This window comes from Aquibacillus koreensis (genome assembly GCF_025154055.1).
GTDB classification, from domain to species: Bacteria; Bacillota; Bacilli; order Bacillales; family Amphibacillaceae; genus Aquibacillus_C; species Aquibacillus_C koreensis.
Genome location: NZ_JAOALK010000016.1, coordinates 16,388 through 27,806 on the forward strand (window position 1 = coordinate 16,388; position 11,419 = coordinate 27,806).

The 11,419-nt window shown below is 37.4% G+C and carries 11 protein-coding genes; 10 read left to right on the forward strand and 1 reads right to left on the reverse strand.

All coding sequences use genetic code 11. The features are described from left to right. The first annotated feature begins 27 nt into the window (after nucleotides 1-27). The 6 genes from NYQ66_RS04705 to uvrC all read left to right on the forward strand — a co-directional run bounded on the left by NYQ66_RS04705 (nucleotide 28) and on the right by uvrC (nucleotide 6,737). Nucleotides 28-1,725: an AMP-binding protein gene (locus NYQ66_RS04705; protein ID WP_259867396.1), complete on the forward strand. Its 1,698-nt coding sequence runs from the start codon at nucleotides 28-30 to the stop codon at nucleotides 1,723-1,725. 119 nt (nucleotides 1,726-1,844) lie between these two features. Next, nucleotides 1,845-2,432, forward strand: coding sequence for a TetR/AcrR family transcriptional regulator (locus NYQ66_RS04710; RefSeq protein ID WP_259867398.1), 588 nt, complete (start codon nucleotides 1,845-1,847; stop codon nucleotides 2,430-2,432). Nucleotides 2,433-2,447: 15 nt separating this feature from the next. After that, on the forward strand, nucleotides 2,448-3,221 hold the full coding sequence (locus NYQ66_RS04715; RefSeq protein WP_259867400.1) for an electron transfer flavoprotein subunit beta/FixA family protein: 774 nt from the start codon (nucleotides 2,448-2,450) through the stop codon (nucleotides 3,219-3,221). A 15-nt stretch (nucleotides 3,222-3,236) separates the two neighbouring features. Further along, nucleotides 3,237-4,217, forward strand: coding sequence for an electron transfer flavoprotein subunit alpha/FixB family protein (locus tag NYQ66_RS04720; protein ID WP_259867402.1), 981 nt, complete (start codon nucleotides 3,237-3,239; stop codon nucleotides 4,215-4,217). A 160-nt stretch (nucleotides 4,218-4,377) separates the two neighbouring features. Beyond that, nucleotides 4,378-4,692 (forward strand): thioredoxin, encoded by a 315-nt coding sequence (gene trxA, locus NYQ66_RS04725; protein ID WP_259867404.1) that lies wholly within the window; start codon nucleotides 4,378-4,380, stop codon nucleotides 4,690-4,692. A gap of 248 nt (nucleotides 4,693-4,940) precedes the next feature. Next, the gene (uvrC, locus tag NYQ66_RS04730; RefSeq protein ID WP_259867405.1) at nucleotides 4,941-6,737 is read left to right on the forward strand and encodes an excinuclease ABC subunit UvrC; all 1,797 of its coding nucleotides are present in this window, start codon (nucleotides 4,941-4,943) and stop codon (nucleotides 6,735-6,737) included. Between the two features lie 25 nt (nucleotides 6,738-6,762). On the opposite strand, the gene NYQ66_RS04735 is transcribed toward uvrC, so the two are convergent. Beyond that, the gene (locus tag NYQ66_RS04735) at nucleotides 6,763-7,197 is read right to left on the reverse strand and encodes a YslB family protein (RefSeq protein ID WP_259867407.1); all 435 of its coding nucleotides are present in this window, start codon (nucleotides 7,195-7,197) and stop codon (nucleotides 6,763-6,765) included. 305 nt (nucleotides 7,198-7,502) lie between these two features. On the opposite strand from NYQ66_RS04735, the gene NYQ66_RS04740 reads away from it, so the two are divergent. The 4 genes from NYQ66_RS04740 (at nucleotide 7,503) to NYQ66_RS04755 (ending at nucleotide 11,223) form a co-directional block, all read left to right on the forward strand. Continuing rightward, on the forward strand, nucleotides 7,503-8,123 hold the full coding sequence (locus NYQ66_RS04740) for a succinate dehydrogenase cytochrome b558 subunit (RefSeq protein ID WP_259867409.1): 621 nt from the start codon (nucleotides 7,503-7,505) through the stop codon (nucleotides 8,121-8,123). A 49-nt stretch (nucleotides 8,124-8,172) separates the two neighbouring features. Next, nucleotides 8,173-9,924, forward strand: a complete 1,752-nt coding sequence (sdhA, locus tag NYQ66_RS04745) for a succinate dehydrogenase flavoprotein subunit (protein WP_259867411.1) — start codon at nucleotides 8,173-8,175, stop codon at nucleotides 9,922-9,924. Nucleotides 9,925-9,939: 15 nt separating this feature from the next. Then, nucleotides 9,940-10,701 carry a succinate dehydrogenase iron-sulfur subunit gene (sdhB, locus tag NYQ66_RS04750; protein WP_259867413.1) on the forward strand — a complete coding sequence of 254 codons (762 nt, stop codon included), beginning with the start codon at nucleotides 9,940-9,942 and terminating at the stop codon, nucleotides 10,699-10,701. 81 nt (nucleotides 10,702-10,782) lie between these two features. After that, nucleotides 10,783-11,223, forward strand: coding sequence for an acyl-CoA thioesterase (locus tag NYQ66_RS04755; RefSeq protein ID WP_259867415.1), 441 nt, complete (start codon nucleotides 10,783-10,785; stop codon nucleotides 11,221-11,223). Nucleotides 11,224-11,419: the final 196 nt, after the last annotated feature.

Here is an 11,419-nt window from a genome sequence, read left to right on the forward strand (position 1 = left end):
GATAAGAATGAAAAAGGAGGAATTTGGATGAGCGAAAAAGTATGGCTAAGTCATTACCCCGAGAACATCCCAAAGCAAATCGATTATGATGAAAAGCCACTACAAGCTTTCTTAATGGATAGTGCTAATCGATATCCAAAAATGAAAGCGCTTCACTTTATGGGTAAAGAAATGAGCTATCAAGAAGTGTATGATCAGTCGTTGAAGGTTGCTGCGTATCTTCAGTCATTGGGCTTAAAAAAAGGCGATCGTGTTTCTATTATGCTTCCTAACTCTCCTCAATCTGTCATCAGTTATTATGGAACACTGCTAGCTGGTGGAACAGTTGTTCAAACAAATCCGCTTTACAAAGAACGTGAATTGGAATATCAATTAAGTGACTCAGGCTCTAAAATTATTATTTGTCTGGACCTTTTGTTTCCTATCGTTTCAGCTGTAAAACCAAACTCCCCAGTAGAACAAGTTATTGTCACGCATATTAAAGATTATTTGCCTTTTCCGAAGAATGTTATCTATCCGTTTATACAAAAAAGGCAACACCCGACTCTGCAGAAAGTAGTAGAGACAAGTGATACGCATCTATGGAATACAGTTATTCGAAGTAGTCATAACGAAGTAAAAGAACATGATATAGACGTAAAGGAAGATATCGCATTACTTCAATACACCGGTGGGACGACAGGATTTCCAAAAGGTGTAATGTTAACACATTATAATTTAGTTTCAAATGTACAAATGTGTACATCGTGGCTATATAAAGAAAAGGAAAGACAAGAAATTGTTCTAGGTGTTTTGCCATTTTTCCATGTCTATGGCATGACTACCGTTATGAACTACTCCGTTGTAACTGGTTCAAAGATGGTTTTGTTACCGAAATTTGATGTTGAAAATGTATTGAAAACAATTGACAAAGAACGTCCAACGGTTTTCCCGGGTGCCCCAACCATTTATATCGGATTATTAAATCATCCGGAATTGAATAAGTATGATTTATCATCTGTAGAAGCTTGTATTAGTGGGTCTGCGCCTTTACCTTTAGAAGTACAAGAACAATTTGAAAAAGTGACTGGAGGACGTTTAATTGAAGGGTACGGCCTAACGGAATCCTCACCTGTGACACATGCTAATTTTCTTTCACCTGGTACAGTTCAAGGTGGGATTGGCATACCGTGGCCAGATACAGATGCTAAGATAGCTAGTTTAGAGACAAAAGAAGAGGTACCTATTGGAGAAATAGGAGAAATTGCTGTAAAAGGACCGCAAGTCATGAAAGGATATTGGAATAACCAGGAAGAGACCGACCAAGTGTTAGTAGACGGGTGGCTATTCACTGGTGATATTGGCTATATGGATGAGAATGGATGTTTTTATGTACTTGATCGGAAAAAGGATATGATTATTGCAGGTGGATACAATATTTATCCTAGAGAAGTAGAAGAAGTTCTATATGAACATGAAGCCGTCCAAGAAACGGTCGTCGCAGGAATTCCTGACCCTTATCGTGGAGAAACAGTTAAAGCTTATATCGTTTTAAAAGAGGGGAAAGAAGTATCGGAGTCGGAACTAGATAAGTTCTGTCGAAAGCATATGGCGTCGTTTAAAGTGCCGAAAATCTATGAGTTTCGTGAAGAACTCCCTAAAACGGCGGTTGGTAAAATCTTAAGAAGAAAACTAATCGATGAAGAGAAAAAAAATCTAGAATCTGTTGCAGATCAAACAAGTTAAAGTGCCTGTCTACCTGATAATAGAAGGCGGGCACAGTGGTTGACAAATGTCATAATCATAGTGTACGCTTTATATGAATGATTATTCATTCATAAATTGCGTACAGGTAGGGATTACAATTGAAAACAAAAAATAAACCGAAATTCCAACAAATAATCGATGCAGCAGTAATTGTTATTGCAGAGAACGGTTACCATGCGTCTCAAGTATCCAAGATAGCAAAGCAAGCAGGCGTAGCAGACGGGACGATCTATCTTTATTTTAAAAATAAAGAAGATATTTTAGTCTCCTTGTTCCAAGAAAAAATGGGACAGTTCATTGAAAGAATTGAAGAAGAAATTAAGGCGGAGCAAAATGCTGTTGAGAAATTAAGAACACTTATTTCCATGCATTATAAGCAACTTGCAGCGGACCATGACCTAGCTATTGTAACGCAAGTAGAGCTTCGTCAATCCAACAAAGAACTAAGATTAAAAATTAATCATGTATTAAAGAAATATTTAGTTATTGTGGATGAGATCATTGCAGATGGAGTAAAAGAGGGGCTATTTCGATCTGATTTAAACACAAGATTAGTTCGACAGATGATTTTTGGGACACTAGATGAAACAGTAACGAATTGGGTAATGAAAGATCAAAAATATGACCTTGTAAGTCAAGTAGATGAAGTTCATTCCTTGATTGTATATGGGCTAAATAAAAATTAGGAAGGAAGGGTTCAGATGAATATCTTTGTGTTAATGAAAAGCACCTTTGATACAGAAGAGAAAGTCCTAATTGAAAATAATAGTATCGTAGATGATGATGCAGAAATTATCATAAATCCATATGATGATTATGCAATCGAGGAGGCAATTAAGCAAAGAGACCAACATGGTGGGGAAGTAACGGTTGTAACTGTCGGTAATGAAGATGCTGAAAAACAACTAAGGACAGCACTGGCTATGGGTGCTGATCAGGCTGTTCTTATTAATACAGAAGATGACTTAGAAGACGGTGATCAGTTTACGACAACAAGAATTTTACAGGCTTTTTTTGAGGATAAGGAAGTGGATTTAATCTTGGCTGGGAATGTTGCGATTGATGAGGCAAGTGGTCAGGTTGGTCCGAGGTTAGCGGATAAATTGAATATTCCTTGTGTAACAACGATTACGAAACTAGATATTTCTGGCCAAATTGTCCATATCGAAAGAGATGTAGAAGGCGATGTAGAAGTAATTGAAGCATCGTTGCCGCTTTTAGTTACATGTCAGCAAGGGCTTAATGAGCCAAGATACCCGTCATTACCAGGAATTATGAAAGCAAAAAAGAAGCCTTTAGAAGAATTTGAAATCGATGATTTAGATTTAGATGAAGATGACGTAGAACAGAAAACAAAGACGATCGAAGTTTTTCTTCCACCTGAGCGTCAAGCCGGGAGAATATTGGAAGGTGAATTAGACGATCAAGTAAAAGAGTTGGTTAGCCTACTAAAAAATGATGCGAAAGTTCTGTAAGGAGGGGATGTTTTCATGAGTGAAAAAGTACTAATTATCGCAGAAGTTCGTGATGACAAATTAAGAAATGTAACGTATGAGTCTATAGCTGCCGCAAGAAAGATAAGTCCAGATGGAGAATTAGTAGGTGTCATCTGTTCACATAAGGATACATCGAATCTGGCAGAAGAAATGATTCACTATGGTGCAGATCGTGTTATCTTAATGGAAAACGATAAATTGAAAACGTATTCATCTGAAGCCTACACACAAGCAATTCTCCATGCAATCAACGAAGAATCTCCAAACTCAATCATCATGGGACACACTTCTATAGGGAAAGATTTATCACCAAAACTTGCAAGTAAATTGGATAGTGGACTCATTTCTGATGCGATCGATGTGGAAGTCGCTGGTGAAAATGTTGTCTTTACAAGACCTATTTACTCCGGCAAGGCTTTCGAGAAAAAAATAATTACAAATGGGTTGCTCTTTGCAACGATACGTCCGAATAACATTCGTGCATTAGATAAGGATGCATCAAGAAATGGTGAGGTTTCAAAAAAAGAAGTAGAAATAGCAGATCTTCGCACAGTCATTAAGGATGTTATTCAAAAAACCTCTGAAGGTGTAGATCTGTCAGAAGCAAAGGTAATTGTTGCTGGCGGAAGAGGAGTTAAAAGTGCAGAAGGATTTGAACCACTTTATGAGCTTGCTCAAGTTCTAGGTGGTGCTGTCGGTGCATCAAGGGCAGCATGTGATGCAGGATATTGTGACTATTCGTTACAAATAGGTCAAACGGGGAAGGTCGTCACGCCAGATTTGTATATTGCATGTGGAATCTCAGGCGCCATTCAACACCTTGCCGGAATGTCGAACTCTAAAGTAATTGTAGCCATTAACAAAGATCCAGAAGCGACCATCTTTCAAATCGCTGATTATGGCATTGTAGGTGACTTATTTGAAATACTGCCACAACTAACGGAGGAATTAAAAAAAGTTGAAATGAATGCCTAAATTTATAGAAGTAAAAAGTAGTAGTTGAAGCGCTACTACTTTTTGCATTTTGGTTATATTTTAGGGCAATATAAGACTAAAGCAAACTATTGGTAATATTTAATTCGACAATGATATACTCTAATGGAAAATACAATGTATGTAAGAGGAGGAAATATAAATGGCAATTGTAACTGCAACAGATCAAAGCTTTAATACAGAAACTAGTGAAGGCGTTGTATTGGCAGATTTTTGGGCACCTTGGTGTGGACCTTGTAAAATGATCGCGCCTGTACTAGAAGAGATTGACAGTGAGATGAGCGATAAAGTTAAGATCGTTAAATTAGATGTAGATGACAACCAAGAAACAGCTGGTAAGTTTGGTGTAATGAGTATTCCAACACTTCTTCTATTTAAAGATGGTGAAGTAGTAGACCAAGTAGTTGGTTTCCAACCGAAAGAAGCGCTTGTAGATTTAATTAACAAGCATGCTTAATAAATAATTTCTCATAAAGTATGAGTGTAATCCCTTGTCCATTTGGCAGGGGATTCTTGTTTTATTATGAGCTCTATTATAGTGAAGCAACGTGAAACCTTGTGAATTAGATGATCACGCGTCGCAAAGAGAAAGAAGCGACATGAAGTTAGAAGTGAAAATACCGATAAATGCAATCATAAAATTTAAATAATAGGCTTGTACTAATATGATACAATGAAAAAAAAGAGCTTATGGGGTGAGAATAAATGAACAATCAAATAAAAGAGAAACTAGCCGTTCTCCCCGCTCAACCTGGTTGCTATCTCATGAAGGATAAAAATAATACGGTGATTTATGTTGGGAAATCGAAACTGTTGAAAAATAGAGTCAGGTCTTACTTCTCCGGTGCAAATGACCAAAAAACCCAACGTTTAGTACAGGAGATTGTTGATTTTGAATATATCGTAACATCTTCTGAAATCGAAGCACTGATCTTAGAGATGAATTTAATTAAAAAGTACGATCCTAAATACAATGTTCTCTTAAAAGATGATAAATCCTATCCTTATTTGAAAATAACGGCCGAAGAGCATCCGAGATTAATTGTAACGAGAAAAGTAAAGAAAGATAAAGGGAAGTATTTTGGGCCATATCCCAATGTACTAGCAGCTCGGGAGACGAAAAAACTATTAGATCGACTTTATCCATTAAGAAAATGTAATAAAATGCCTGATCGTGTTTGCTTATACTACCATATGAATCAATGTTTAGGGCCTTGTGTTTATCCAGTTACGCAAGAGACCAATAAAAGTATTGTCCAAAGTATCACGTCCTTTTTAGGTGGAGGACATAAAGAAATAAAAGCGGATTTAAAGGATAAAATGTTACAAGCTTCTGACGACTTGGACTTTGAACGTGCCAAAGAGCTTCGTGATCAAATTCAACATATCGAAGCCGTAATGGAACAACAAAAGATGACATTAAATGATAAAGTTGATCGAGATGTATTTGGTTTTGCTTATGACAAGGGCTGGATGTGTGTGCAAGTATTTTTCATTCGCCAGGGTAAGCTTATCGAAAGGGATGTATCAATCTTTCCTTTCTTTGATGATCCAGAAGAAGTATTCGTTAGCTATATTGGGAGGTTTTATGTGCATTCCAACCATCCAAAGCCAAAACAAATACTAGTTCCTGCACCAACCGACAATGACTTATTAAAGAGTTTATTGGAAGTAGATGTGCATATTCCATATCGAGGAAGAAAGAAAGAGCTTGTTCATCTAGCTGCACATAATGCAAAAATTGCGTTAGAGGAAAAATTCTCTTTAATTGAGCGAAATGAAGAACGCACCATCAAAGCAGTGGAAGATTTAGGTGTAAAGTTAAATATAGAAACACCACACAGAATTGAGGCATTTGATAATTCTAATATTCAAGGAACCGATCCAGTGTCTGCGATGGTTGTATTTACGGATGGTAAGCCAGATAAAAAAGAGTATCGTAAGTATAAGGTGAAAAGCGTAAAGGGACCAGATGATTACGAAACGATGCGAGAGGTCGTTCGTAGGAGATACGCGCGCGTTCTAAAAGAAGGTTTACCACTTCCAGATCTAATTGTGATAGATGGTGGTAAAGGGCAAATGAATGCAGCACTCGATGTACTAGAAAATGAGTTGGGCGTTGACATTCCGTTATGTGGACTTGCGAAGGATGATAAGCATAAAACAAGTGAATTGTTATATGGAAGTCCACCTACGGTTATACCATTAGACCGACAGTCACAAGAGTTCTACCTTATTCAACGTATTCAAGATGAAGTTCACCGATTTGCTATTACTTTCCATAGGCAGTTGAGAGGGAAAAGTGCGTTTAAGTCTGAATTAGACAATATCGATGGTGTAGGGGAAAAGCGTAGAAGGTTGCTTCTGACTCATTTTAAATCGATCAATGAAATTAGAGATGCTTCGGTTGAAGATTTAAAAAAGCTGGGGATCCCTGAGCCAACAGCTGAGACAATTCTTACACATTTAAATGGAAAAAATAAATCGATCAATGAAAAGTAACCCCTTCACGAGGAAGGGGTTATTTTTATCGTGTAAAGACGACACGAAACTCTACAAGTTGTTTTCGTCTCTTTATTTCTTCAATACATTCACAATCAATATCTTTTATCTGTTGAATGGATTCAGCTAAGAATCCAGATTCGATCCGATACTCATCTTCTATGTTATTGGCTATTCGATTGTTAATCGCATCACCGGTTAACTCAAAAATTATTTCTGTTCTTTTTTCTTTTATTAGAGTCAATTGTCCCCAACCGAGTTGATCAAAAAAATCAACGAGCACATTCATATCTTTAGCTTCTAATTTTCTTGCTAAGTTTTTACCTAACACATATAAAATAGAATTAGTGTCTTTACCTAAAAGGTCTGGTAAACAAACATAACGAAGAATATCATAACCAGAACCTGAGGTGCTTAGTTTATTGGCAATCAAGTTAATGTTTTCTATATTTTTAGCCATCTGTTTCCTCCTCGTATATGTATGTAATCAGTAGTTCAATCTTATCATATTTTTAGCAGTTTGATTTTAATTATCGCTTTTATTGGAAGACTTTGCAACCTGTTTTTATCACAAGTAATGAAATGAAAAGATATGGATTTCTTGACGCTTTTCGCGGTTAGAAGTACAATAGTTGTGTCACAAAATATACACTTTTCTTGCAATTCATAAAATAGCGTTAAAAGAAAATAAAGCGCTTTATTGTTTGAAATAGGTATATTTTCATGTATTAACAGAATAAGAGTATATGTTGAGGGGGGTAACATATGGCAGAGAACAGAGAGTATTTTTATCGTAGGCTACATTCATTGTTAGGGGTAATACCGATTGGTCTCTTTTTGGTACAACACTTGATCGTGAACCACTTTGCTGTTTACGGAGAGGAAAGCTTTAATAAAGCAGCACATTTTATGGAAAGCTTACCATTCCGCTATGTAATGGAAACATTTATTATTTTTCTACCTATCTTGTTTCATGCAATATTAGGTGTTTACATTGTTTTTGTTGCTAAAAATAATGTAAAACGTTACGGATTTTTCCGTAATTGGATGTTTATGTTACAAAGGTTTACTGGAATTGTTACATTAGTATTTATTGTATGGCACGTATGGGAAACGAGAGTTGCAATTGGTATGGGAAATGCGGAACTAGATTATAGTTTAATGGAGAATATTTTATCGCAACCATTCTTTTTCTGGTTCTATATTGTAGGGGTTGTTTCTACTACATTCCACTTCGCTAATGGTTTGTGGAGTTTCCTTGTGACTTGGGGTATTACGGTTTCACCTCGTTCACAAAAAATTGCTACTTATGCAACACTTATTGTTTTTCTAGCCATTACTTATATTGGAATTAGATCAATTATTAAATTTGCATATGGAGTATAAATGATAAGGTTCTTTCGATAGATAGTTAAACTAGGGGAGTGAGCAAAGAATGAGTAAACGCAATATTGTTGTAGTTGGCGGCGGTTTAGCTGGGCTAATGGCAACTATTAAAGCTGCAGAAGCAGGCGTTCATGTTGATTTGTTATCTATTGTTCCCGTAAAACGTTCTCACTCTGTATGTGCTCAAGGCGGTATAAATGGAGCTGTAAATACAAAGGGGGAAGGAGATTCTCCTTGGGAGCATTTTGACGATACGGTATATGGTGGTGATTTCTTAGCAAATCAACCGCCGGTAAAAGCGATGTGTGACGCAGCACCTGGGATCATACATATGTTAGATCGTATGGGTGTTATGTTTAATCGCACACCTGAGGGCTTGCTGGATTTCCGACGCTTTGGCGGAACGCAACATCACAGAACAGCTTATGCTGGTGCAACGACAGGTCAACAATTATTATACGCATTAGATGAACAAGTTCGTCGTGCTGAGGTAAATGGACTTGTAACGAAATATGAAGGTTGGGAGTTTGTCTCAGCTATTATTGATGATGAAGGTGTTGGGCGCGGTATTATAGCGCAAAATATTCAATCCCATGAAATAAAAGTATTTAAAGCAGACGCAACGATTTTTGCTACAGGTGGACCAGGAATTATTTTTGGTAAATCTACAAATTCCGTAATCAATACAGGTTCAGCTGCTGCTTCTTTATATCAACAAGGTGCCATTTATGCAAATGGTGAATTTATTCAAATCCACCCAACTGCAATCCCTGGTGATGACAAACTTCGCTTAATGAGTGAGTCAGCTCGTGGAGAAGGTGGACGAGTTTGGACGTATAAAGATGGTGAGCCTTGGTATTTCTTAGAGGAGAAGTATCCTGCTTATGGTAACCTAGTTCCGCGTGATATCGCGACTAGAGAAATCTTTGATGTGTGTGTAAACCAAAAGCTAGGTATTAACGGCGAAAACATGGTTTACTTAGATCTATCACACAAGGATCCTAAAGAATTGGACGTAAAACTTGGTGGAATTATCGAAATCTATGAGAAATTCGTAGGGGAAGATCCACGTAAAGTGCCAATGAAAATATTCCCGGCTGTTCACTATTCTATGGGTGGACTATGGGTTGATTATGATCAAATGACGAATATTCCTGGAATTTTTGCTGCTGGTGAGTGCGATTATTCCCAGCACGGCGGAAACCGTTTAGGTGCAAACTCGCTATTATCTTCTATTTTTGGTGGTATGGTTGCAGGGCCAAATGCGATTAAATATATCGATGGTTTAGAAAAAACAACCGACGATATCCCTTCAACGCTATTTGATACAAAATTACAAGAAGAACAAGATTACTTCGAACAACTAATGAGCATGGATGGGGAAGAAAATGCTTACCAAATCCATAAAGAGCTAGGCGAATGGATGACAGATAATGTTACGGTTGTTCGTGACAATGCTAAACTATTAAAAACAGATGAAAAACTTCAAGAATTACTTGAACGTTGGGAAAATATTAATATTAATGATACCTCACGTTGGAGTAACCAAGGGGTTATGTTCACTCGTCAATTAAAGAACATGATTCATCTTGCTCGAGTTATTGCGGTTGGTGCTTACAACCGTAATGAAAGTCGCGGTGCACACTATAAACCGGAATTTCCTGAGCGTAATGATGAAGAGTGGCTAAAAACAACGATGGCAAAATTTGACCCTGAAACAAATTCTCCGACATTCACTTATGAGGATGTGGACGTTTCTCTTATTGAACCGAGAAAACGTGATTACAGTAAGAAAAAGTAAAGGGGGTAACGAACGATGGCTAAAGATAAAATTAAGTTAATTATTACACGTCAAGATAGCCCAGATTCTTCTCCCTATGAGGAGACATTTGAGGTAAATTATAGAGAAAATATGAATATTATCTCTGCTTTAATGGAGATTCAACGAAACCCTTTTAATGCTAAAGGAGAAAAAACAACTCCAGTTAACTGGGAATCCAACTGTTTGGAAGAAGTTTGTGGTGCATGTTCGATGGTAATTAATGGTGTTCCTAGACAATCTTGTTCTACGTTAGTAGATAAACTAGAGCAACCAATACGTTTGGAGCCTATGGCAACTTTCCCTGTTATGCGAGACTTAGCAGTAGACCGTAGTCGCATGTTTGACTCTTTAAAGAAAGTAAAGGCCTGGATTCCAATCGATGGTACACACGATCTTGGTCCTGGACCACGTATGCCGGAGAAAAAGCGTCAATGGGCGTATGAATTATCAAAATGTATGACGTGTGGCGTATGCTTAGAGGCATGTCCAAATGTAAATAGTAACTCTGAATTTATCGGGCCTGCACCGTTATCTCAAGTTCGTTTATTTAATGCGCACCCAACTGGTGAAATGAATAAAGGCGAACGTTTAGATGCATTAATGGAAGAAGGCGGCTTAGCAGGCTGTGGTAACTCACAAAACTGTGTACAAGTTTGTCCAAAAGGTATTCCTTTAACAACGTCGATCGCTGCGTTGAATCGCGATACAAGTATACAGGCATTTAAAAACTTCTTTGGAAGTGACCATGCTTATTAATAAGTAGAATAAGAGCCTTTGCCATACTTGGTAAAGGCTCTTTTATAATGGAAAGATAGACATTTGAGATGAGGTGTATCAGTGAAGCAAATCGATTATATTGAAGACTTTGAGCTATGGAAAAACGAATTCTCTTTCTCGATCGATGTTCATCCTAGATTTCAAGAAACAGATATGTTTGGTCATGTAAATAATACTTCTATCTTTATTTATTTTGAGGAAGCTAGAGTGGAATTTTTGAAGAAGGCAGGTTTATTTACTGATTTTAAAGATAAGCCAATTCCAATTGTTGCAGATCTTCAATGTGATTACCTTAAACAAGTGTACTTTGATGATGAATTATCCTTATTTGTAAAAATGAATTCCATTGGTACTACTTCATTTGACCTCCACTATTTAGGTGTAAATCAATCAGGTGACGTATGTATGACAGGTCGCGGCAGAATGGTCCAAATAAATCCTAAGACTGGGAAGCCTGCGCCTATTGATGAAGAAACAAAAATAAAACTACAATCATTATAGGCTCCAACGGTATTTTATCCTAAATGAGTTGCCGAGTATGCATAAACTGTGCAGCAAATTCCTTACGTCTTTTTGGGATGAGTGCCAATATGCCGCTTCGGCAGAATACTTCGCTTTCCGCGGGCACGGCCTCAGCTAACTCAGTAGCAAAGAGCGCTCCTGAGTGGATCTTCGGCTCGCGCTGTTCCCGCAGGAG

Bases quoted from the DNA above. Each gene is read 5' to 3' on its own strand.
- NYQ66_RS04715 (WP_259867400.1), top strand. From the start codon at position 2,448: ATGAATATCTTTGTGTTAATGAAAAGCACCTTTGATACAGAAGAGAAA.
- NYQ66_RS04705 (WP_259867396.1), top strand. From the start codon at position 28: ATGAGCGAAAAAGTATGGCTAAGTCATTACCCCGAGAACATCCCAAAG.
- sdhA (WP_259867411.1), top strand. From the start codon at position 8,173: ATGAGTAAACGCAATATTGTTGTAGTTGGCGGCGGTTTAGCTGGGCTA.
- uvrC (WP_259867405.1), top strand. From the start codon at position 4,941: ATGAACAATCAAATAAAAGAGAAACTAGCCGTTCTCCCCGCTCAACCT.
- NYQ66_RS04735 (WP_259867407.1), bottom strand. From the start codon at position 7,197: ATGGCTAAAAATATAGAAAACATTAACTTGATTGCCAATAAACTAAGC.
- NYQ66_RS04720 (WP_259867402.1), top strand. From the start codon at position 3,237: ATGAGTGAAAAAGTACTAATTATCGCAGAAGTTCGTGATGACAAATTA.
- sdhB (WP_259867413.1), top strand. From the start codon at position 9,940: ATGGCTAAAGATAAAATTAAGTTAATTATTACACGTCAAGATAGCCCA.
- trxA (WP_259867404.1), top strand. From the start codon at position 4,378: ATGGCAATTGTAACTGCAACAGATCAAAGCTTTAATACAGAAACTAGT.
- NYQ66_RS04740 (WP_259867409.1), top strand. From the start codon at position 7,503: ATGGCAGAGAACAGAGAGTATTTTTATCGTAGGCTACATTCATTGTTA.